Raw genomic sequence first — 22,716 nt, 5'->3', positions numbered from 1 at the left:
TCTAGTACAAATTCACATAACTCTTTGCATGCACACACAAATTACTCACTCCCCTAGAGTGGCAACACAACACGCCTACAGCATCAAACAGAACTCTGTAAGAAATTTACTGGAAAAACAAAAACATAACCCAAATAGCAGAAAGCGCACACTACCCTAATCCAGCACAGGTCAGATGATGCCACAATAACGTAACAACAACCTTTCAATCAAACTGTTAGCCGAAACAATCTACAGAACCCCAACATTAACCAAGGCAATAGCTCCGCTCCCCATCAATTTGATGGCGCACTAGACAACTCTCTAATGGCAAAAACCGCGCACTCCCGTGAAATACATAGGTATACCACTGGCATTCGCCGCATCTATGACTTCCTGATCCCGCAGCGAGCCCCCTGGCTGCACTATAGCCTCTATACCAGCAGAAACAGCATGCTGAATACTATCCGCAAACGGAAAAAAGGCATCAGAAGCTAAAACCGCACCTGCACAATTCCCAGCCTTACGTATCGCTATTTCCACACTATCAACACGGCTCATTTGCCCTGCCCCTACACCAATTGCGCGACCATCTCGTGCGATCACTATCGCATTCGAGCGTACGTACTTACACACTCTCCAAGCAAACAAAAGATCATTTAACACCTCAGGAGAAGCACTAACCTCCGTAGCCAACTTGAAATCACTTATATTAACCACGCTACGATCGCACTCCTGCACCAACAACCCACCAGACAATGTGCTCTTTACCACTAACCTATCAGGAGTATACGGCTTATACCTCATAATGCGCATGTTCTTCTTCGCTGTTAGAGTATCTATCACCCCATCATCAAAGTCAGGCGCTACTACAGCTTCTATAAATATACTCATGACCTTTCTAGCAATATCCATGGTCATGGCCTTGTTTAGCGCTATTATGCCCCCAAAACTACTACGTGGATCGCACGAAATAGCCTTCTCATACGCATCGTCAATACCTTCACTAGAAATGGCAACCCCGCAAGGATTACCATGCTTGATAACCGAAACCGCAGGAACATCAAAGTCTGCCACTATCTTTATGGCAGATTCTATATCAACGATATTATTATAACTCAGATCTTTCCCATGTATTTGCTCTATAGGAAGCGCATCACCATAACTTCCCACACAATAAAGCGCAGCCTTTTGATGCGGATTCTCACCTATACGCAGATCCTGAACCTTCTTCCCATGTATAACGATCTCACTCGGTAATACCTCATCCTGCTTATCACACAACAACCAGCTATGCACCCTCGCATCATAAGCAGCAGTCAATGCAAAAGCCCTAGCAGCCATCTTTTTACGATACTCAAGGGAAGTATTGCCCCCATTATTCTCAATCTCGCCCTTCAACTCATCATAGTCCTGAGCACTCAAAACAACAGTGACATGTTGAAAATTCTTCGCACCAGCCCTTAAAAGCGCCACACCACCTATATCAATATTTTCTATAATATCATGCTCCGTAGCATCAGCACGAGCCACACACTGCGCAAAAGGATACAAATTCACCACAAGGAGATCTATATTATCAATACCAAGCCTCTCTCCCTCCTGCATGTGCGACCCACGGTTGCACAAAATTCCAGCAAAAATCTTCGGATGCAGCGTCTTAACACGCCCTCCCATAATTTCATCATACTCTGTGTATTCCGACACCTCTGTTGACTCTATGCCAGAATCCCTCAGCAAAAGATTTGTATTTTTTGTAGCAAGGATACGAAAACCGTTTTTCACCAAAAAGCGAGCCAACTCCTCTACTCCCTCCTTATCCGTTACGGATAAAAGAGCCACTTTTGTTTTCTGCATATCCATTGCTTTATCCACTATTTATTCATCATTGCCAAGATCTGCGCCTCAGTCACCAAGACATCTTCTACATAAGCACGACAGTCAAACCTACAGCTGTTACCACGTCTATGACACACACTTGATTTCAACACTAAAACATCCCCCGGCACTACAACCTTGCGAAATCTCGCTGAATCAATGGACATAAAAAGAACAGACGTATCACCCGTACTCTCCCCATCAGCATCACACACAACACACAACATAGAAGCCTGCGCCAAAGCCTCTACAATAAGCACCCCCGGCATGATGGGGTTACCAGGAAAATGCCCCACAAAAAACGGCTCATTGAACGTAACATTCTTAACCGCAACGATACACTCTCCAGGAATACACTCCGTCACTTTGTCCACCAACAAAAATGGATAAGAGTGCGGCAATGCTCGCATTACCTGTTTATGATCCATCTGCATAGACACCTTGTCTTCACTAATTACCCAGGCTGACGCGCGACAAATCTTTATTAAGCGTCTCCAATATTTTCTCAGTAATATCAGCCTTCTCATCTACATACGATGCCTGCCCCCTGGACATAAACAGGACAACCGAAGCCCCTTTTTCAGCGGCTTGTAATTCTGATATCTTCTGTATCTTATCATAGACCTGGGCAATAGCATTCCCGTACATAACCTCCAACTCAGACATCTTTGTCTCAACATCCTTATTCATAGCCTCGACTGCCTGACGGAACTCCATAACCTTGGCTTCAAATGCCTCAGAACTCAAAATCCCCTTCTGCTTTACCAGATCCTCTTCCTCTTTACGCAACTTCTCACCACGATGAGCAAAAGCCCCTTGCATTTCAGTGCGCCTCCTGTCAAGCTGCGCCCGGATGTCCTTAGCCACCAAAGCTTCACTCAAAACCCTATCGGAATCTACAAACAACACTGGCCTATCTTCCGTTCCTGATGCGGCATTCACACCCACAGAACAATTCAAAAAAACTACTAGCGCTAAAGCCAATACTACAATTCTCACAATCTTCATAACTAAATACCCGAATCAGTGGATATTCTAAGCATATCCTTCACATCAAATTTCTCAGCCACTATAGGGAATCCAAAGTCGACCCTCACAGGACCAAACGGCGATCTCCATGAGAAACCAAAACCAACAGACATTCTAAGCAAATCACTAGTCTTGTAGCCCTCAACCTTCTTATAGTCAAGCCCAGACAAACTCGCAACATCGAAGAACAAAGAACCTAGTATCCCCAAATGCTCAGGCAATCCTACAGGAAAATCTAACTGAGTTATAACACCATAATAAAACTTTCCACCCAGCGCCTCTTGCGTAGCGATATCTCTCGGCCCTATACCCGAAGAAGCGAACCCTCTGATTTCATTACTACCAAGGAAAAACCTCTGTCCAATCTTCACCTTCTCTCCCGAATACGCAAAAACATACCCAAAAGATGGCTTAATTTTCAAAACTATATCATCGTTAATGCGCTGAAAGACGCGATAAAAATGCGCACTTGACGCCTCTGTCTTTACGTAATGCAGATTTCCACCTACACCCGAAACCGATTGACTAAGCCTCGCATATATACCACTACGCGGCTTATAAGGATTGTCTATACTACTATAAACAAGAGAATAACCCACAGAAGAGTCGAAGAACGTACCCTCCTGCTCCTTAATAAATTTAGAAGCAGCTTCGCCTATATTATGAATACTGTGATACTTGTAATAATACTGCACAGATGCAGCCAAGCTATCAGTCAGATTGCACGACAAGCGCGAAGAAAACCCTGCGTTAGTACTACCAAAAGGACCATCAGTAGCAAACAATCCCTTCCAACCTTTTGCCGGAACACCACCTTGCCTAGAATAAAACGCCCCTACCCCAAACGACACTTCACTATCAAAAATGTCCGGAGTGACTAAATCGAGCACACTAGACATACCCGAAAGAGATCTCATTAAATCAAAAGAGATAACCTTACCAGTCCCTAATAAATTTCTCTCCTTTATACTAATCTTCCCAACCAAACCACTAGCAGGAGAAAAACCCGCACCGATATCAAATGACCCAGTACCACGCTCCTTGACTGTAAAATTGATATCAACAGCAGAATCGCTAATCCGCTGCGTATCCGCATCAACAGATTCAAAGAAATCAAGATTCAACAATCTTCTACGAGATTGCCTCATAGCAAACGTACTATAAACATCTCCCTCAGAAACGCCAAGCTTACGCCTGATCACACTATCCAAGGTCCTAGTATTACCCAATATGTTTATGCGCCTTACATAGACACTCTGCCCCAAAGACACCTTATACTTTACGTTTACAACATCACCATGAATATCGTAATCATTCTTCACAGTCGCAAAGAGCTTACCTTTTTCATTTAAAAACGCAGTGAGCAAAGTTGACGTCTTCTCAACTAAACTCATATTGAAAACTTCACCCTTCTTAGTCAGAACTATGTTAGTTAGCTCCTGCTCAACGTCTTCCCACGTTTTAACATCATCAACTATTACAATATAATCCCCAAAGCGATATTTCTTACCCTCTTCTATCGAAAATACCACCGTAGCATAAGAATAATCTTTTGAAGTTACTTCAACGGAAGGCGTACCAATCTTAACATCTAAATAACCTCTGCTGGTGTAAAAATCCCGTAGAAGCGACTGATCCACCATTAGCCTTTCAGAAAACAACTTCGTACTGTCGCCAAAAAAGCCAAAAATATCAGTCAAAGACCTTCTCTTCGATGCAATTACTTCTTGCAGCTCCAGTTCAGTGAATACAGTATTACCGACAAACCTGACATTACCTATCCGAGTAAGCGGCCCTTCTACTATCTTCACTTCCACATCAACACTGTTCCTTGGAGCAGGCTTTATCACATATGATACGCTAGCTTTTAAGTAACCCCTGCTTACATACAAGCTATGCAGCTTGCCTAAGTCCTGATTTAAATTCGATTCCGTAAAAATACTCATCTTCTTTAACTTCAGCAGATCTTCCGCCAAAGTCTTAGCACTAAAAGCATGATTACCCTTCACTGTGACGTTGCGCACAACAGGATTCTCTTCCACGCTAATAACAAGCTCATCCTCTACGATATCAACTTCAACCTTCTTGAATAAGGACGTCCCATAAAGGTTACTTATTATTTCATGCAATCTTCCCTGTGTTATCTCCTCCGGCAGAGCGACTTTTGCATAGAACTCAATGGTCGCATTATCCAACCTCTCATTTCCCTCTATACGTACTTTTTGCACACTATCTGCAACCGCCGGTCTCACCGAGGCAAACATCGTTGCCATCAGGACTAAAACAAAAAAATATCTCATATGTCTCATTTCAAAATGCTCTTGACGTCATTGAAGGTTACAAAAACCATCAGAGATACAAGAAGAATAAACCCTACGACCATCACTATACTACAATGCCTAGGGTTAAAGGTCTTGCGCCGAAAAATCCCTTGCAGAGCATACTGCAACATGAAGCCCCCGTCTAGCATTGGTAACGGCAATAAATTTATTACACCTAAATTTGCAGATATAAGACCTACAAAACGAAGGCCTTCCTTCTGCCGTATCGCATCACCAGAATGCTTTGCTATACGGACTGGCCCACCAAGCTCATCAACACTGCGGGAACCCGTAACCAGCTGAACAACAGCCATAAGAGTAATCTTTACAATCCTGTAAGTACACAAAAAAGCCTCGTTTGCAGCACTAAGAACCGGAAGGCGCCTACTTTGACTATCCATCGGTAACGAACTAGCGGAAATACCTAGCTTTCGCGCCCCACTAGACCACTCCTCTGGCCCAATCGTGACATGATGCAATACCCCACTACGCAAGAACCCTATAGTTAGATACTCACCCTGCCCCCCAGCTATGTAATGCCTTATCTCCTCAAACCAAGCGACTTCGTTACCATCTATTGATACTATCCTATCGCCAGCTTCAAGACCTACAAGCTCTGCAGTGCTCCCCGCAAGCACATTACCCACCACTGGCATAGGGCTCAAAACCCCACGAGTACTAAAAAGAACAAAGAAAACCAGTAGAGAGAATAGTAAATTTGCTGCCGGACCTGCAAAAGCTATAAGAAACCTCTGCCACAAAGGCTTCTCATTTAAGGCACAAAGCTTCTCCTCTTCAGACATCTCCCTGTCTAGAGCGTCACCAAACATCTTGACATAACCCCCTACAGGCACCAGGCTAAATTTCCACCTGGTCCCAGATCCATCGGTTATCCCGAACAGCTCAGGCCCAAACCCTAGAGAAAAAGTCTCAACCTTGACCTTGCAGAGCTTAGCCACACAGTAATGCCCATACTCGTGTATAAAGACAACAACAGAAAGCACGAGGAGGAAAGAGGCCACATAGAAAGAACCCTCCTGAAAAGCGCTCACAGCCCGCGCTAAGGACAACATAAGCCCACTCAACAAGCTCAAAAATCAGGAGCATGTTATACTATATTTATATCCTTGACAACACTATTGTGCCGTATAAAGTTTCAATATAGGAGCCACAGTGAGCTTGTACATTGCTATGATCGATACCCCTACTAGTGAAATAAGGAGAAGGTTATTGTACCGTAGTGTACATAGAGGCTGCAAAGAAATGGATATACTCTTAGGAAGCTTTGCACAGCACCATCTACACCTATTAAGCGATGAGCAAGTTGCAAATTACGAAGCTATTGTTGAATTGGATGATGCACTTCTTTACTCCTATGTGGTAGGAAGAGTACCAATACCTCAGGGGATAGATAGCGCACTAATAGAATTAATAAGTGGTTTCGCCTCAAGAAAATGACACCGTCTTTATGCATTCGCTATAACGGAGGGGATAGAATCGTATGGATACTACATTATTAGATGCGTTAGTGCTCGCCTTCGCAGGAGGGGTGCTGCTGAATTTTATGCCCTGTGTCTTTCCCATACTTTCATTAAAGATCATTTCTGTAGTTCGTCAAAAGAGCGCCGGAGACAATAGAATATTACAGGACTGTGTTTTCTACACGGTAGGAGTGCTTGCCACCATGTTAGTGCTCACAGGAGTGCTCTTTATTTTTCGCACAACTGGTAACCTCTTAGGATGGGGATTTCAATTACAGTCGCCTTTTCTTGTAACCCTTTTGCTTTATGTAACTTTTCTCCTTGGATTGTCTTTCTCGGGATACTATGAAATTACGTTTGGAATATCCATTTTAGGAAGAGCAGGATCACAAAATTTGGAGAGCTTTCTTACGGGAGTGTTATCCACTCTTATAGGGACTCCGTGTGCTGCGCCGTTTATGGTATCTGCAGTTAGTTTTTCATTACTACAACCCGGGTTGCATTCTATATTTATTTTCCAGTTCATGGGCTTGGGAATGGTTTTTCCATACTTAGCTTTTTCTTGCATACCAGGCGCCATAATGCTCTTACCAAAACCTGGAAAATGGATGGAGTGTCTAAAGCAGCTGCTAGCATTTCCTATGTACCTAACTGCAGCGTGGCTTCTACATGTCTTGGTAAGTCAAAAGGGCGTTGCTGCTTTGTTTCCCACAATATGCTCCATAATTGCAATCGCATTCTTAACATGGATAATTAAGAATGTCGTAAAATCTGGCTCTACTCTAAGAGATGCCGCTGCTTTATGTTTCACCATAATCTTTGTAGTCACTTCTGCTATGTACATAAGCAAGTTAGAGGTAGCAGAAGATACACCCATACATAAGGGTTTTGTTGCATTCTCAGAGGATAGCTTACAGGACCTCTTAGATAAGGGCGAAACAGTTTTCGTCGCTGTAGGCGCAGAGTGGTGCTTAACGTGTAAAACAAATGAGTTAATCATAAATTCTGAGGCCATACAGAGGATCTTCCACACACATGGTGTGAAACAGATGAAGGCGGACTGGACAAATATGGACTCTGGAATAGCGCAGTATCTACATAGTATGGGAAGCAGCAGTGTTCCGTTTTACGTGCTATATGTGCATGGAAAGCCTACAACAGAACCAATACCTCAAATATTCAGCGAGGCTAAGCTGACAGACTTTCTCTTACGAAGCCTTACAGATTAATCATCAGACGTATAATGCGAATACAAAGTTCTGTAGAGAGAGCGTATATAATCACACACGGCACACGGAGCACGCACTGAGGTTGCTGCATATACGGGAAAAGAGTACTGGACTGAGTTTTTTGTCTTAACTAACAAGCTCCCTACTAGTTGACCTTTCTTGATTGGTGCTTTTAAACTCTCTTGTGATAGTAAGAACGCATGCAGTTCATGTTCTAAGTCCTTTGGGTAAGTAACTACAGCATCTTCCTTTAGGAATACTTGCAAAGATGTGCCCTTTTTGTGTTTCACAGATATTTCCCCAACGACCCCATTTGCAGGAAATATTGTTTTCGTGCTGAAGTGATTCAAGGCGTACAAGATAAGTTTTTTTGCCTCATAAGCACGTTCTGTTTCGGTGCTCAATCCATTGATTACCACTAAAACGCGTCGTCCATCTTTCAGTGCTGAGGCTACCATACCGTAACCTCCTGTTCTTGTATGCCCAGTTTTTATACCATCAACTTCTATATTATTGTAATTCAACAATGCATTATAATTCTTCTGTGTTATCCCATTATAGGTAAACTGCTTTTCGCCAAAAAAGTAATAGTATTCTGGAAAGTCTTGTAATATCCGTGCTGAAAGGATAAGTAGATCACGTACCGACATCATATTATCATCTGGCCAACCTGTAACATTTACAAAGCGGCTGTTCTTGAGATCCAATTCTTTCGCTACCCTGTTCATTTCTTCAACGAACTTTTCTTGCGACGTATACAAACCTTCTGCAAGAGTGATACATGCGTCATTCCCTGAAGCAACAGCAGCACCTTTTATAAGGTCGTTGACAGAGATGAGTTGCCCAGTCTTTAAAAACGCTGTTGGCGCACCTGCAGAAGCGGCACCTTCACTAACTCGCAAGTTATCCTCAAGCTTGATATTCCCTGCCTTCAAGTTCTTCAGCACTATGTACAGAGTCATAAGCTTACTCATGGAAGCAGTAGGCGTCGGTGCATCTACATCATGTTCAAAAAGTATTGTTTTCGAACCCCATTCAAACACAATAGCGTGAGGCGCTTTCGTACGCAGCCCTGATGCATCTGGATGCGCGGGTAGAACGAAGATCAAAGCACAAATAAACGCTTTAAATAAAAGAAGACCAAGACTTGCTCGCATAGATTTTACAAGAAACAGAATTGGGGAGTCATACTAGTACTATGCCCAGAGCAATGTCAATAACAAAAACCTAGCAACTGACGCACCGTGTTTCTACTACCCATGCAGTTAGACACTATGCTCGATGCTTTAGCGTCTTATCGCTTGCCGTCACGTATGCACTCACTTTCTTGATAAACCCGATAGGTGTTAAAAGAATGATCCTAGTAGTTTTGTAACAGATTGCACACTGATACAGACAGGCTAATGTATGCTGCACTGCTGTTCACCCTGTCACTTTTTCAGAGCATGCTGCGTCGTATATCTTTTTATCGATACTCATACAGTTCTACTAGAAGAACTGCGTAATATGGCTTAAATGATGCACCGACATAAGCCATGGAGAAGTTAGCAATAGCAGTATCCTTAGTACGACCCGCCGGACTAGTATCATCTACAAGACGTTGAGCCGGCAGATCATCATAAACGCCATCTCCCACAACGCGATGGTAGAATCCACCCGCAAAAGCGGAGATTTCAGGAGAGAGCTGATAACTCAACCCAGCCTTTAATCTATAAGCAAGCTTAGGAGTGATATGCCCATCAACAACGCCCACGAAGTTACCACCAAGACCGACGCAAGCATAAGGAACGACACCTAAGCCTTCACTAAGAAGATCATAACAAGCATTGACCATCACAGAAGTAGAAGAAACCGCTCTAATCTCAACCACTTCCCCACCTTCAATAGTTTTAGCTAGTAACCCAGCTACTATGGTTTTTTCATCATGATTAAGCTCTTGTACTAGGTCTTTAGCTACAGCTTTGGCATTCCCATTAGTGGTACCGGCCTTTTTACTACTGCTGCTATGTATCATCCCCGTAGGCCAGTTCTTATCATGTAACTCCACTTTCTCCACAAACTTACTAAAAGACGCATTACCATCAGTCTTGCCTGTGCCTTTCAAATTACTACACTGCGCCGTCTTTGTATTGTCTGTCGGGTCAGCCGCATAAGCTATATTACTCCCGCCGTCGCTCCCGGACATATATTCCCCATTACAAACCTTCTTATCAATACCGGGATGAGAAACCCCAACCGCCTTAGCAAACTGAACGATGTCTTTACCGGAGGTTTTGGCCAGAGCAGCGGCAAGGTTATCAGTCTGCCCAGTAACAACATCATAAGCTAACTCCTTAGCTAGTAGATATACTGTATCAGCTTCATCTTCCTTACTACCACTATCTCTAATACCCTTGGTCTTCCTTTTAATAATAAGAGTTATTGCTTAGGATCTTGATATACCTAGCTATTCAAGGTAGTTGAGCCGGCAGATCATCATAAACGCCATCTCCCACAACGCGATGGTAGAATCCACCCGCAAAAGCGGAGATTTCAGGAGAGAGCTGATAACTCAACCCAGCCTTTAATCTATAAGCAAGCTTAGGAGTGATATGGCCATCAACCACGCCCACGAAGTTACCGCCAAGACCAACACAAGCATAAGGAACAACGCCTAAACCTTCACTAAGAAGATCATAACAAGCATTAACCATCACAGAAGTAGAAGAAACCGCCCTGATCTCAACAACTTCACCCCCTTCAATAGTCTTAGCTAGTAACCCTGCTACTATGGTTTTTTCGTCACGATTAAGATTTACTAGGTCTGTGGCTACGGCTTTGGCGTTGTCGTTATGTACAGGCGTTGGTCCATTTGAGCCACCCGCCTTTAAGGTCGACGTAGGCCAGTTTTTACTTCCATCTCCCAACATTGTGGCATTAATGAAGTCGCGTAAAACCTGCGGTGAGCTACTCCCAGTTCCACCCGTTGACCCCGCACCACCGCATAGTGCAACATTATTGTTGTCTCCTGCCTTTACGTCTGACTCTACAGCGTACTTACCGTAGGCAGTTAACGTCGTTGGTGTACTATGTCCATTCTTCGTCCTACAAACCTTCCCATCAATGGTAGGGTGGGAAACCCCAACCGCCTTAGCAAACTGGACAAAGTCCTTCCCGGAGGTCTTGGCAAGAGCAGCGGTAAGCTTATCAGTCTGTCCAGTAACAACATCATAAGCTAACTCCTTAGCTAGTAGATATACTGTATCAGCTTCATCTTCCTTACTACCACTATCTCTAATACCCTTGGTCTTGAAGCGCTCGTAACCAATCTCAAGCTCAACCCTGGCACCACCAATACCATAACCAACACTACCTTCCATAGCTACAAGCATGTTGTCCTTAAACCCAATCCGAGGATCAGGAGTGTTCCAGTCAAACTTGTGTGACTCTAGCTTTACACTCTTTCCATCCTTTAAGTATGGATATACTGCCTTAGTCTCTCCGTTACTCTCCCTTATACTAAAATCTCTTATCTTGCTAAACGCTGGACTGTAATCCAAACCAACATAGAAATATCCCGCACCACCAGTCTCCAAAGCGCTAACGTCATCATGAGCCCTGACTTCATTCCCAGCCATGACTATAGCCATAGACATCATATTACAATGTTCTCGGATATTTTAAAGAACAACACCATGAGCTGATAATACACCCCCTTGATGCAAGTTGCTGCTTTCCACTTATAAGTTTGCTAATATCAGTTATAGTGAAGATAGGCAGAAAATGCTTAATAAATTAATAGACAATGCTGGTGTTCAGCGTATAATAAAAGTGTTAGAAAGCTTTAATGGTAGCGTTAGACTAGTTGGTGGCTGCGTAAGGGATAGTATAATTCAGCGCGAAACCACGGATATAGATTTGGCAACAGATTTGTTACCAAAGACGGTGCTTACATCCCTAAAAGCAGCGGGCATAAAGGCCATCCCCACCGGTATGCAGCATGGAACCGTCACGGCAGTTGTAGCAGGTGTGCCTTATGAAATTACAACCCTACGACTCGATACTAAATGTGATGGAAGGCATGCATCAGTAGTTTTTACAGACAATTGGGAAGCAGATGCGTCTAGGAGAGACTTTACGTTTAATGCTCTATACTGCGACAAGAATGGAAAAATATATGATTACTTTACTGGAATTCGGGATCTACAAAGCAGGACCGTTGCTTTTATAGGCGATGCGGAACAACGCATTAATGAAGATTTTTTGAGGATACTTAGGGTATTTAGGTTTCATGCTTCAATATGCAGTGATAGCGCGCTCAGCGAAGAAATAATCAACGTATGCAGCAAGCACGCGAGTAAACTAGCACTACTCTCAAAGGAGCGCATTAGAAGTGAGTTTTTTAAACTCTTAGCGTGTAGAAACTGCGTAGGAACCCTGCATATCATGGAACGGTGCGATATTTTAGCTCAAATTATACCATACCACATTAACGTGGGGGTGCTCTCATCGCCCCAAATCGCAACAAGATCACCAATAGCTAAACTCGCAGCGCTACTGCATACAGAAAACCCCGCATACTCTGTTGTAGAAATAGCACAGAACCTTACCGCTGCGTTGCGCCTATCACGAAAAGAGAAGAATCTTCTAGAGACCTTGCTCCTAACTAAGCTAGAGCTACCCCTAACCGTTGCACAACAACAGAAATATATGAATACACTAGGTACGGAAATCTACAAGGATTTAGTAATCATCAACTCCCTGAAAAGCGCTTCATTACCCGAAAGCATACTGCATGCCCATCTTGCCTCCAGCGAAGACTTCACACCAGTAACCTTACCTATTTCTGGAAAAGACCTAATTCAACTGGGTTATCCAACAGGAAGAGTTCTCGGGCAAACACTGCGAACTCTACAGACAATGTGGGAAGAAGACATACGCAACGTATCTCGTGATCAACTGCTAACTACCGCTAAGAGATTACTCGAAGAAAAGCCTACCTCTACTTCTTAGACACTTCTGGAACAAAGCGCTGCCCAATTACTGGCTACCGTTTAAAAATCTCACATTCTCCAAAGAAAAACATGATTTCCCTCTTCGCATTATCTGCATTATCCGATCCATGCACACAATTTGCATCTATGCTCTCAGCAAAATCAGCCCTTATGGTCCCTTTTGCAGCCTCTTTAGGATTCGTAGCACCCATAACATCTCTGTATACAGCTATAGCCGATTCCCCTTCCAGTACCTGCACTACGACGGGTCCTGAAGTCATAAACTTAACAAGCTCAGGAAAAAACGGCCTGTCACGATGCACATCATAAAACTCTTCGGCCTGAGAGACAGTTAATCTACACATCCTTTGCGCAACAACTTTAAGCCCCGCAGCCTCTATATAGGAAATAACATTACCTATTATGCCACGCTCAACGACATCAGGCTTTAAGATAGAAAGCGTCCTCTCTTGCACTCTTGTGCCCCCTTTATATTCAACCAAATATGTTAACACGCAACAGTACATTATCGCAAGTGTATAACGCAATAAACAACTGCTATAACCTATGCTTGCGAATTATCAGTATGATTATTACTAATCTAGCATGCTATTCACGGTTTTAGGATCTCAATCACACATGAAATAACTGTTGCATTACTATTATGTATGATTTATCCTAAGTTATCTGAGTAACATATGGGATAATGTTTATGACTTCTCAAGCACAAAACCAAAATTCCATCCCCATAACTATAGAAGGGAAAGCAAAGCCTCATCCAGTAGACGAGTATGTGGGACGAGAAATAAAGAAGCAGCGCATCATGAAGGGCATGAGCCAAAATCAGCTTGCAAGCAGGTTAGGGATTACATTCCAACAAGTACAAAAATACGAAAAGGGTACTAACCGTATAGTGATAAGCAGGTTATATGAGCTGGCTCGTGTTTTAGGCATTGAGATTAATGACCTCATGTCTAAGTTGCAAAATGACATACGGTCTATAACAGAGGGTACCGACATATCAATAACTTGTCTTCAAGAAGGAGATGAAGCGTCATTAGAGGAATTTGATCATAATTATAATGATGGCAAAGAAGTACTAATGCTTGTTAGGGCATACCGTAGAATAAAAAGTGAAAAAATGCGTGGTGCAATTCATACACTAGTAAAAGTTATGTGCGCAGAACAATCTAATGATGATTATGAGACTTCCTATAGGGGTCCTGAGTATGTTATCGTAACAAACCAAGAAGATTAATATACAATTCGCAAAAAAAAATTGCTAGTTTGGCCTTGCCTTTCTGCGTCGAATAAGTTTGCGAGCGGGCAGCTTCGTGCTGTTTTAGTGCTGCCCGCATCACTTATTATGCATTTTTTTTTGCAGATAAATACCGTAATTCACAGATCTTTTTTTCATTACAACTCCCGATACATATCACCCAATACACGCCCTGATTCCACCTCTTAAAATTCTTTAATAACTCCTTTATCCAGTCCTTTATTTGCAAAAATTGCTTTAATGTACTTTGACATGATGTATCGGTTCGCCTATTCTACGCTAAGGTATGGACTCTTAAAAGTATTTGTAATCCGCTATGAAGAAGAAAATCTGTGTATTTGCCCTACCCACTGTAATGTTTATGCTGCCTTCGCTGTCGTTTGCTTCGCCAAAACCTGTGGATTTTTCACGACAAGCTGGCATAGAAGGGTTCTTTTCCAGCATCCAGTACAAGTATGCAGTACCATACTTTGGAGCTTTTTCTTTAGTGCATGGAGGTAACCCTCTGGACGTGTTCTCTGCTAAAGATGCTGAAAGCTCTAGCGGGATAGCTACTCTCTTACAGTCTGTGGCAAGCACATCTACTAGTGATGCCGAAAACTTTCAAGGGAAGTATAATCCTTCATATCTTCATAGCAAGCAGGCTCTCTCTGCATCAGCTGGATACTCTACAGGATACGTGAGAGTTGAAGTAGAGGGTATGCATCAGAAGTTTCTCGTAGATCCAAAACGGTATAAAGAGCGTGATAAAGCCAAAGCCTACAGATTTGCCGCTTCCGCTTCATCTGGCGGTACGGGGCAGCCTACTGCTACACACCCTAATGAAAAGTATTACATTTCTCTTGAAAATAGAGATCTGATCATCACATCTCTTGTTGCAAATTTATGTTATGACATGATTCCTGAGGAATCGCGTCTATCGCCCAATATTTGCGTGGGGGCTGGAATTGGATATGTTAAGGCCTTTGGTGTATTGGAGCAAAGGTGGGCTTATCAGGCTAAGGTGGGTGTGCAGTATTTTCTCTCTAGAAAGGCGTCAGTATTTCTCTCTGCCTATGTAGATAAGGTAAATGGGGAGAAATTTAAGAACGTGCGTGTAAAGCATAATATAGGAACTAGAAGCTCCAGTAGTGGCGGTACAAGTCAGAGTATCAGCACTGATTCTATACTATATCCTGATGCTCACCTATCATTACTCTATTATGGATTGGAATGTGGTGTTCGACTAACACTTTAGTATGTCAGTACCGGCATATCTTGAAATCTTATAGTATGGTTAGGTCACATATATTCTCGGTTGAGAATGGTGATTCCTAATTAATTCTTAAATTGCATAGCAGAATATGCAAAATAAATCCTAAGTCCTCTTGACTTAATTCTTTTTTAGTATAACTTTACCTGTACAGGTTGTAGAGCCGCCCTTGGTAGTATATGGAAGGGAGTGCTCTGGTTAGATTTAGGTGTTGTGACTTATGGTGTTCGGGAGTCTTCGCTGCTTATTTTTTACCTATTGCTTGCTCGTATCTTTTTGTTTGGTGGAGAGGGGTGAAGCCGGTGGATTCTATGCATCTCTAGGATGGGGAGAGAGTGTAGTAGACTTCGGGGTGGAGCACTTAAAAGTTAGGGGTATAACTGGTAGTGTGATGGGGCCTCGTAAGAGTGAGCTCGATGCCGTGAAGTATGGTCACGATACTTTTTCTAAGGGAATTGGGGGAGTCGGAAGCGGGGAGTTCGGTGATAAATACAGACCTGTGTACACAGAAGATTTTGGACTGAGTGGTTCTTTCGGCTATCGTTTCGGAAATCTGGGTATAGAGATAGAGGGAAGTGAGCAGGAGTTTCACCCTAGCGCTGCGGGTTACAAGATTGAAGGGAATGCGGTGCACTTCGCGTTCACTACCGGAAAGAGTGGGGCTAAAGGAGAAGTGAGTGGGTTTGTGGGAGAGAACCCTGGAGTGCACCTTGGTCTTGTACTGCTGAACGGATGCTACTCTGGGTTGCGGCTGGACGAGAAGAATGGGATCTATTCCTGTCTTGGGCTTGGACTCGCTGCTACGGATTACCTTGGCGGGCTTGGGAGACTAAGGGCCTTATGGAACGCGAAGATAGGCGTTGAACTGCAATTTACTAAGAATTTAACTATGTTCGGAGAGGTGTATTACCGCGGATTTGGAGTGTTGCGGGGGAAGGTACGCGTTTTTTCGGTGGCTGCGGTTGAGGGTGTTGACACTCTGCTTTCATCTGGAATGAACGTTAGCTACGTAGGGAATGCGTGCGGGGTACGTTATTTGTTCTAGAGAAAGATGTGCGTAAGAGGTAATACGGAGAAGAAATACCCTAGTGGGAGGAAGAGATTGGACTTTTGAGCTGTCTTGGGGAGTGTTGAATCCCGGACATATTGAAGTTCGATGAAAAGCTTGGCTGGAGATGTTAGAGGGGGTTAGCCCTTGAGTGGACCGGCTGAAGTGAGGAGACGAAGAAAAAGAAGGAATTTGGAGAAGTTGAAAAGTATGAGAAAAGGAAAGATAATCTTAGGAAGCGTAATGATGTCGATGGCTATAGTCATGGCTGGGAATGATGTCAGGGCTCATGATGACGTTAGCGCTTTGGATACTGGTGGAGCGGGATATTTCTATGTTGGCTTGGATTACAGTCCAGCGTTTAGCAAGATAAGAGATTTTAGTATAAGGGAGAGTAACGGAGAGACAAAGGCAGTATATCCATACTTAAAGGATGGAAAGAGTGTAAAGCTAGAGTCACACAAGTTTGACTGGAACACTCCTGATCCTCGGATTGGGTTTAAGGACAACATGCTTGTAGCTATGGAAGGCAGTGTTGGTTATGGTATTGGTGGTGCCAGGGTTGAGCTTGAGATTGGTTACGAGCGCTTCAAGACCAAGGGTATTAGAGATAGTGGTAGTAAGGAAGATGAAGCTGATACAGTATATCTACTAGCTAAGGAGTTAGCTTATGATGTTGTTACTGGGCAGACTGATAACCTTGCCGCTGCTCTGGCCAAAACCTCCGGTAAGGACTTTGTTAAATTTGCCAATGCTGTTGTTGGAATTTCTCACCCCGATATTAATAAGAAGGTTTGTGCGACGAGGAAGGACAGTGGTGGTACTAGATATGCGAAGTATGCTGCCACGACTAATAAGAGCAGCAACCCTGAAACCTCACTGTGTGGAGACGAAGGTGGCTCGAGCGGCACGAATAATACACAAGAGTTTCTTAAGGAATTTGTAGCCAAAACCCTAGTAGAAAATGAAAGTAAAAACTGGCCTACTTCAAGCGGGACTGGGTTGAAGACTAACGACAACGCCAAAGCCGTAGCCACGGACCTAGTAGCGCTTAATCGTGACGAAAAAACCATAGTAGCTGGGCTACTAGCTAAAACTATTGAAGGGGGTGAAGTTGTTGAGATCAGGGCGGTTTCTTCTACTTCCGTAATGGTCAATGCTTGTTATGATCTTCTTAGTGAAGGTTTAGGCGTTGTTCCTTATGCTTGCGTTGGTCTCGGTGGGAACTTCGTGGGCGTTGTTGATGGGCATATCACTCCTAAGCTTGCTTATAGGTTAAAGGCTGGGTTGAGTTATCAGCTCTCTCCTGAAATCTCCGCTTTTGCGGGTGGATTCTACCATCGCGTTGTGGGAGATGGCGTTTATGATGATCTGCCGGCTCAACGTCTTGTAGATGATACTAGTCCGGCGGGTCGTACTAAGGATACTGCTATTGCTAACTTCTCCATGGCTTATGTCGGTGGGGAATTTGGTGTTAGGTTTGCTTTTTAAGCTTGCTTATCTAAAGAGGGGGGCTAAGGGCTCCCCTTTTCTACTTTAATTCTACTTCCTGCGGTACTTCACCCTCTTCCTGACTTCTTCTGGTTCTGCTACCATTAATTATTACTCCGTGACCGTTCCTATTATTTATTTTCTTGCTGCTCAGGTTAGAAGGTTTCTATCAGTGCTTGATGGGGATTTGGCGTGTTTTTATAGTGCAAATCGCATCGCTCCCATTTGTACAAATCTTGACACTTTTGGCTTCAATGTCTATTGTTGAGCAGTTAAAATTCTTGTGATACCCCATGGTTGAAATGAAGGACTCCCCCTCTGATAAGCAGCGGGCTGTTGATGCTGCTATTGGTCAGATTGAACGCGCTTTTGGGCGTGGATCTATTATGAGGCTGCAGAATAGCCCTGTAGAAGCTGTTGAGTGTGTTTCTACTGGGTCTATTGCTCTAGATGCAGCTCTAGGTGTTGGGGGGCTTCCTAGGGGCCGTATCATTGAGATTTTTGGCCCTGAAAGCTCGGGTAAGACTACCTTAGCTCTTCATGTTATTGCTGAATAATAAAGTCTTCTCCCTGCTCTTGTTCTATAGTTATCTTGCAAATCTTCAAAGCATTTCTAATATCCTCTAAGATTTGCGGATGCATATCTTGTTGTACTGCTCTACTAGATATAGAAAGTATATTAAGGGGATGGTTCATGGCGATACAATTTTCTGACTTATAACGTCTAATCTCGTGAACTATTCTCATTGCTTCCTCGCACATTTGTTCTATGGCTTCATAACGTGGTATTTCTTCGTATAATGGCCACTTTGGACTTTCTGTTTCACTATTACTACTTATATAATGAGTTACGTGCGGTATGATGGGTGAGAAGAGTGCTATGGCAGTTTGTAGTACGATTTGCAGACTACTTAGAGCAGATTTATGACCCTGTAAGTCTTCCTCGTTATATGCTCGATGTTTGGATAACTCTATATAGTTGTCACAGAACTGCTTAATGAAAAACTCCTCGACAACACCTAGTCCTGTATTATAGTCACATTCTTCATATGCTTTTGTGCTTATTTCTACAATTTTACTTAAGCGTGTCACGATCCACTGGTCGAGAGGACTTGTTATAGCCTCAAAACTTGGTTTAATATTACCGGCTACAAGCTGTACAAACTTATGCGCATTATATAATTTTGTAACTAGACGCTTACCTGTTTTAATGACTTCTTCTGAAAACACGGTGTCTACGCCGTTTCGGGCTTTGGAAGCCCAGTATCTAATCGCATCTGCTCCGTAAGTTTTTAGTAATTCGCTTGGATCCTTGGCGTTGTTTTTAGATTTGCTCATTTTAGTCTTATCTTCTGCAACGCACCAACCGCTTATCATTATGCTTTTCCACGGCAGCTCTGCTCGATGAAGGTGGGACATGGCTATGGTGTAAAACGCCCAGGATCGTATTATCTCATGACTTTGGGTACGAAGATCGGTAGGTATATTTCCTTCATGACATGTACCTTCCAACATCATAGTGTGATACATTGGAGATAGTGAACTCGTTGCCCATGTATCCATAACGTCAACATCGGGTATCACTTCATCTTTGCCATAGCCCCTAGGAAAGTCTTTAATGGGATCTATAGGTAAATCTTGAACATTGGGTAAGATCACCCTACCCTCTTCACCATTTCGTTTTGAATACCATACTGGGACTGGGACTCCATAAAATCGCTGACGAGATATACACCAATCGCTATTCAGGTTCTCGATCCACGTATATAGTCGTTTTCGCATGTGGTCAGGATGCCACTTAATACGTTCTGCTAGGTTCTTAAATATATCTTTGTGATCCTTAATCTTGATAAACCACTGTTCACTCGGCAAAATCTCTATTGGAGCTCCAGAACGCTCTGCACATCTGACGCTATGAACTATATCTGCTTGGGATGATATCAATCCGCTTGCTGCCAGGGTCTCGCTTATGGCTTTCCTGGCCTCTTTTATTCTTAAACCATTGAATTGTGTTGGGGAGATGAGAGATTTCTCTGTTGCCAATTTCTCCAGACCTGTAAGGCGTCCGGTTTTATCTATAATTATTCTGGTGTCAAGCGCATGCTTTTGCCGCCAATATACATCAGTTTCATCGCCGAATGTGCAGCACATTACCAAGCCAGTTCCTTTATCTATGGCTACCTTATCGTCCGGCAGAATTCTGACGTTATTTCCGCCTACTGGTACGATAGCATGTTTGCCTTCAAGATGCTTATAACGGCTATCGTAAGGATGATAGAACACTGCTACACATGCGGGCATGAGTTCTGGACGGGTTGTGGCTATTAGTATACTCTCACCACATTCTGTCTGAAACCGAACCGTATACATTGTAGATGGCAAAATTTTGTCTTCGATCTCCGCGTTAGATATTGCTGTCTGATCTACAACGTCCCACAATATCGGCTGTTGTTTACGGTACGCATCACCTTTGTTATACAAACTTATGAACGACTCTTGTGAAAGCTTTTGGATAGTGGGGCTTGCAGTATGGTACTCACGGGACCAATCGAAACTTATTCCCAAAGTTTGAAATAACTGTCGGTATTTTAACCTGTATTCTTTTGAAACTGCAGTACATGTCTTTATAAACTCACCTCGGTCGACCTGAGAGGCTTTTACACCTGTTTCCCTCTCGATGAGGCGTTCTGTGGGCAACCCGTTATCATCGAACCCTATGGGGAATAGAACGTCAAAACCGGCCAGACGTTTGTAGCGGGCTATGAAGTCGGCATGGCAGTAACTAAATACGTGGCCCATGTGTAGGCTTCCTGATACTGTTGGTGGTGGGGTGTCTATGACAAAGCTTGCGTCTTTGCGGCCTTTCCATATATACGATTTCGATTTTGTCCATGCATCTTGGCATTGCTCTTCAATGACCTGATGGTTATAACCTGCCTTTTGCTCTGTCATAATACTGTCCACACATATTTTTGTCGCTCAATCTGGGAAGTATAAAAAATTGTCTGTGGCAACACAACGATCTTAACGAAGGTCGCGGGGGAACATCTATGTACGTTTGAAGATCAGAAATAAGGGCTTGGGGTACTTTAGGTATGCGGGAGATGGTTTTGCTTGGGATAAGTAACGTTCGTCACAAACCTAAAAACGGCTCTCTACTATTATTAGTTCCGTAGTTGCGTTTCTGGAAGACTCTATATTATAAGTCAACTTCTCTATATGAAGGGCGGCTTGTACATTTTAATACACGTGGTGCTTTTTGTACCGCGGGATGGTCTGTGGCTATATGTGCGACAGAATAAGAAAAGTGTTGTGGAAAATCTTTGCGATGAACTTACGTGGGGATAACTGCGCAGAATCTAAGAAAATAAAAAACGAGGCTTGAGTTACCCACGATCTAGATAAAAACTTGAGCTCGGAAAAACGCACATGCTTAACTATACTAGAGTTTGAAAGCGCTAAAAACTCGGACATAAAAAACGCTGACTCTAACATAACTGGTGGTGCTATCTGACCTTTTTTTACTGCTGATACCTCTATTGCTGCCGTCTTCTCTAAGGTTTTTGCAACAAATGACATTAGACACTATTACTTAAGACTAAGTGTGCTATCGACAGTTATGTTTACACGCACAACGTTGACACATTTTCCGTGTTCGTTCACGACGTTCTAGCTTTTGTGATCTACTCATATACACCATTACCTTGGCACCTCTTAGTCGTCTGACCATCCTTCGTCCTAAGCACCTCATACTGAGAAAGAAGAGATTACAGAAGATAGCTGATAACTCAAGCCAGCCTTTAATCTATAAGCAAGCTTAGGAGTGATATGCCCATCAACAACACCTACGAAGTTACCCCCAAGACCAACACAAGCATAAGGAACAACGCCTAAACCTTCACTAAGAAGATCATAACAAGCATTGACCATCACAGAAGTAGAAGAAACCGCCCTGATCTCAACAACTTCACCCCCTTCAATAGTCTTAGCTAGTAACCCTGCTACTATGGTTTTTTCGTCACTATTAAGAGCTACTAGGTCTCCCGCTACGGCTTTGGCGTTGTCGTTAGTCTCTGGCGTAGTAGCTCCACCTGTAGAAGTAGGCCAGTTCTTGCTACCATCCCCTAGTAGTGTGGACTTAACAAAGTCTTTTAGCACCTGCGCACTGCTCCCACCGCCGCTACTGCTACCTCCTTTACCTCCGCACAACGAAGTATTTCCATCGCTCGTTTTGCTAGCAGGCGTTGTCGCAGCATACGCTCCATAGTTACTAGTGTTGTTAGTACCAGACTTCGTCACACAAACCTTGCCATCAATACTAGGATGAGAAACCCCAACCGCCTTAGCAAACTGAACGATATCTTTACCGGAGGTCTTGGCAAGAGCAGCGGTAAGCTTATCAGTCTGTCCAGTAACAACATCATAAGCTAACTCCTTAGCCAGTAGATATACTGTATCAGCTTCATCTTCCTTACTACCACTATCTCTAATACCCTTGGTCTCAATAATAAACTTATTAGACTCTTAATATTCCTATTTCTTTTCCCTGATAATGGTTCCAAGGTAAACTAAGGCTCCAAATTGTTGTGTAGAAACATACAGTCGATTTCCACGTGCTTATGCAGTATGCACGTTGCGGCTATTTGAGAGAAGCTTATCACGTGATTGCCTCTAAATATCGCATCTATGTGCTTGCTAGTGTAATTGTATGTCGACAAATACTGTCTATTTCATACTAATGAGCATCTACTCAATT

General features: G+C 43.2%; 17 protein-coding genes and 3 pseudogenes. 8 read left to right on the top strand and 12 right to left on the bottom strand.

Going from position 1 to position 22,716, the window contains the following annotated elements; genetic code table 11:
* Positions 1 to 303 precede the first annotated feature (303 nt).
* The 5 genes from purH to APHWEB_RS02940 are packed head-to-tail and all read right to left on the bottom strand — an operon-like array spanning position 304 to position 6,280.
* Complete coding sequence (gene purH, locus APHWEB_RS02960) at positions 304 to 1,836, bottom strand: bifunctional phosphoribosylaminoimidazolecarboxamide formyltransferase/IMP cyclohydrolase (protein WP_101631122.1); 1,533 nt, start codon at positions 1,834 to 1,836, stop codon at positions 304 to 306.
* Positions 1,837 to 1,853: 17 nt separating this feature from the next.
* The gene (gene fabZ / locus APHWEB_RS02955; protein WP_011451246.1) at positions 1,854 to 2,291 is read right to left on the bottom strand and encodes a 3-hydroxyacyl-ACP dehydratase FabZ; all 438 of its coding nucleotides are present in this window, start codon (positions 2,289 to 2,291) and stop codon (positions 1,854 to 1,856) included.
* 16 nt (positions 2,292 to 2,307) lie between these two features.
* A complete protein-coding gene (locus APHWEB_RS02950) occupies positions 2,308 to 2,865 on the bottom strand; it encodes an OmpH family outer membrane protein (RefSeq protein ID WP_011451247.1) in 558 nt (185 codons plus the stop codon).
* Between the two features lie 2 nt (positions 2,866 to 2,867).
* On the bottom strand, positions 2,868 to 5,186 hold the full coding sequence (gene bamA, locus APHWEB_RS02945) for an outer membrane protein assembly factor BamA (protein ID WP_011451248.1): 2,319 nt from the start codon (positions 5,184 to 5,186) through the stop codon (positions 2,868 to 2,870).
* 5 nt (positions 5,187 to 5,191) lie between these two features.
* On the bottom strand, positions 5,192 to 6,280 hold the full coding sequence (locus tag APHWEB_RS02940) for a M50 family metallopeptidase (RefSeq protein ID WP_011451249.1): 1,089 nt from the start codon (positions 6,278 to 6,280) through the stop codon (positions 5,192 to 5,194).
* 100 nt (positions 6,281 to 6,380) lie between these two features.
* On the opposite strand from APHWEB_RS02940, the gene APHWEB_RS02935 reads away from it, so the two are divergent.
* Positions 6,381 to 6,665, top strand: a complete 285-nt coding sequence (locus APHWEB_RS02935; protein ID WP_020849125.1) for a succinate dehydrogenase assembly factor 2 — start codon at positions 6,381 to 6,383, stop codon at positions 6,663 to 6,665.
* Between the two features lie 43 nt (positions 6,666 to 6,708).
* Positions 6,709 to 7,917 carry a protein-disulfide reductase DsbD family protein gene (locus APHWEB_RS02930; protein ID WP_011451251.1) on the top strand — a complete coding sequence of 403 codons (1,209 nt, stop codon included), beginning with the start codon at positions 6,709 to 6,711 and terminating at the stop codon, positions 7,915 to 7,917.
* Here APHWEB_RS02930 and APHWEB_RS02925 read toward each other — a convergent pair.
* The 3 genes and pseudogenes from APHWEB_RS02925 to APHWEB_RS02915 form a co-directional block, all read right to left on the bottom strand.
* Positions 7,914 to 9,074, bottom strand: a complete 1,161-nt coding sequence (locus tag APHWEB_RS02925; RefSeq protein WP_011451252.1) for a D-alanyl-D-alanine carboxypeptidase family protein — start codon at positions 9,072 to 9,074, stop codon at positions 7,914 to 7,916. The two genes, APHWEB_RS02930 and APHWEB_RS02925, sit on opposite strands and share 4 nt — an antisense overlap.
* A 308-nt stretch (positions 9,075 to 9,382) precedes the next feature.
* Positions 9,383 to 10,318 (bottom strand): annotated as a pseudogene (locus APHWEB_RS02920) (P44/Msp2 family outer membrane protein); the annotation flags it as partial.
* A gap of 49 nt (positions 10,319 to 10,367) precedes the next feature.
* On the bottom strand, positions 10,368 to 11,555 hold the full coding sequence (locus tag APHWEB_RS02915) for a P44/Msp2 family outer membrane protein (RefSeq protein ID WP_045895547.1): 1,188 nt from the start codon (positions 11,553 to 11,555) through the stop codon (positions 10,368 to 10,370).
* 124 nt (positions 11,556 to 11,679) lie between these two features.
* On the opposite strand from APHWEB_RS02915, the gene APHWEB_RS02910 reads away from it, so the two are divergent.
* A complete protein-coding gene (locus tag APHWEB_RS02910; protein ID WP_021799132.1) occupies positions 11,680 to 12,909 on the top strand; it encodes a CCA tRNA nucleotidyltransferase in 1,230 nt (409 codons plus the stop codon).
* Positions 12,910 to 12,943: 34 nt separating this feature from the next.
* Here APHWEB_RS02910 and ndk read toward each other — a convergent pair whose 3' ends face one another.
* Positions 12,944 to 13,366, bottom strand: a complete 423-nt coding sequence (gene ndk / locus APHWEB_RS02905) for a nucleoside-diphosphate kinase (protein ID WP_011451255.1) — start codon at positions 13,364 to 13,366, stop codon at positions 12,944 to 12,946.
* A gap of 230 nt (positions 13,367 to 13,596) precedes the next feature.
* On the opposite strand from ndk, the gene APHWEB_RS02900 reads away from it, so the two are divergent.
* The 5 genes and pseudogenes from APHWEB_RS02900 to APHWEB_RS02880 all read left to right on the top strand — a co-directional run.
* Positions 13,597 to 14,148, top strand: coding sequence for a helix-turn-helix domain-containing protein (locus tag APHWEB_RS02900; protein WP_011451256.1), 552 nt, complete (start codon positions 13,597 to 13,599; stop codon positions 14,146 to 14,148).
* 337 nt (positions 14,149 to 14,485) lie between these two features.
* Positions 14,486 to 15,406: a P44/Msp2 family outer membrane protein gene (locus APHWEB_RS02895; protein ID WP_011451257.1), complete on the top strand. Its 921-nt coding sequence runs from the start codon at positions 14,486 to 14,488 to the stop codon at positions 15,404 to 15,406.
* Positions 15,407 to 15,704: 298 nt separating this feature from the next.
* Entirely contained in the window at positions 15,705 to 16,466 is a 762-nt protein-coding gene (locus APHWEB_RS02890) for a P44/Msp2 family outer membrane protein (RefSeq protein WP_207759931.1), read from the top strand.
* Positions 16,467 to 16,712: 246 nt separating this feature from the next.
* On the top strand, positions 16,713 to 17,960 hold the full coding sequence (locus APHWEB_RS02885) for a P44/Msp2 family outer membrane protein (protein WP_045895585.1): 1,248 nt from the start codon (positions 16,713 to 16,715) through the stop codon (positions 17,958 to 17,960).
* Between the two features lie 293 nt (positions 17,961 to 18,253).
* Positions 18,254 to 18,514, top strand: a pseudogene (locus APHWEB_RS02880) (recombinase RecA); the annotation flags it as partial.
* Here the strand turns inward: APHWEB_RS02880 and APHWEB_RS02875 are convergent.
* The 3 genes and pseudogenes from APHWEB_RS02875 to APHWEB_RS06020 all read right to left on the bottom strand — a co-directional run.
* Positions 18,504 to 20,924, bottom strand: a complete 2,421-nt coding sequence (locus APHWEB_RS02875; protein WP_020849464.1) for a valine--tRNA ligase — start codon at positions 20,922 to 20,924, stop codon at positions 18,504 to 18,506. The pseudogene APHWEB_RS02880 and the gene APHWEB_RS02875 sit on opposite strands and share 11 nt — an antisense overlap.
* 318 nt (positions 20,925 to 21,242) lie before the next feature.
* A complete protein-coding gene (locus APHWEB_RS02870) occupies positions 21,243 to 21,539 on the bottom strand; it encodes a hypothetical protein (RefSeq protein ID WP_020849465.1) in 297 nt (98 codons plus the stop codon).
* A 168-nt stretch (positions 21,540 to 21,707) separates the two neighbouring features.
* Positions 21,708 to 22,463: pseudogene (locus tag APHWEB_RS06020) on the bottom strand (P44/Msp2 family outer membrane protein); the annotation flags it as partial.
* Positions 22,464 to 22,716: the final 253 nt, after the last annotated feature.

This window comes from Anaplasma phagocytophilum str. Webster, from assembly GCF_000964685.1.
In the GTDB taxonomy this organism is placed as follows: domain Bacteria; phylum Pseudomonadota; class Alphaproteobacteria; order Rickettsiales; family Anaplasmataceae; genus Anaplasma; species Anaplasma phagocytophilum.
The sequence above is the reverse complement of the archived record's forward strand: the minus strand, read 5'-3'. Positions and strand labels throughout refer to the sequence as shown.

Excerpts from the sequence above, each read along its gene's own strand:
- APHWEB_RS02870 (WP_020849465.1), bottom strand. The coding sequence starts at position 21,539 with ATGTCATTTGTTGCAAAAACCTTAGAGAAGACGGCAGCAATAGAGGTA.
- APHWEB_RS02925 (WP_011451252.1), bottom strand. The coding sequence starts at position 9,074 with ATGCGAGCAAGTCTTGGTCTTCTTTTATTTAAAGCGTTTATTTGTGCT.
- APHWEB_RS02910 (WP_021799132.1), top strand. The coding sequence starts at position 11,680 with ATGCTTAATAAATTAATAGACAATGCTGGTGTTCAGCGTATAATAAAA.
- purH (WP_101631122.1), bottom strand. The coding sequence starts at position 1,836 with ATGCAGAAAACAAAAGTGGCTCTTTTATCCGTAACGGATAAGGAGGGA.
- fabZ (WP_011451246.1), bottom strand. The coding sequence starts at position 2,291 with ATGCAGATGGATCATAAACAGGTAATGCGAGCATTGCCGCACTCTTAT.
- APHWEB_RS02895 (WP_011451257.1), top strand. The coding sequence starts at position 14,486 with ATGAAGAAGAAAATCTGTGTATTTGCCCTACCCACTGTAATGTTTATG.
- APHWEB_RS02930 (WP_011451251.1), top strand. The coding sequence starts at position 6,709 with ATGGATACTACATTATTAGATGCGTTAGTGCTCGCCTTCGCAGGAGGG.
- APHWEB_RS02885 (WP_045895585.1), top strand. The coding sequence starts at position 16,713 with ATGATGTCGATGGCTATAGTCATGGCTGGGAATGATGTCAGGGCTCAT.
- APHWEB_RS02940 (WP_011451249.1), bottom strand. The coding sequence starts at position 6,280 with ATGTTGTCCTTAGCGCGGGCTGTGAGCGCTTTTCAGGAGGGTTCTTTC.
- APHWEB_RS02915 (WP_045895547.1), bottom strand. The coding sequence starts at position 11,555 with ATGATGTCTATGGCTATAGTCATGGCTGGGAATGAAGTCAGGGCTCAT.
- bamA (WP_011451248.1), bottom strand. The coding sequence starts at position 5,186 with ATGAGATATTTTTTTGTTTTAGTCCTGATGGCAACGATGTTTGCCTCG.
- APHWEB_RS02950 (WP_011451247.1), bottom strand. The coding sequence starts at position 2,865 with ATGAAGATTGTGAGAATTGTAGTATTGGCTTTAGCGCTAGTAGTTTTT.
- APHWEB_RS02900 (WP_011451256.1), top strand. The coding sequence starts at position 13,597 with ATGTTTATGACTTCTCAAGCACAAAACCAAAATTCCATCCCCATAACT.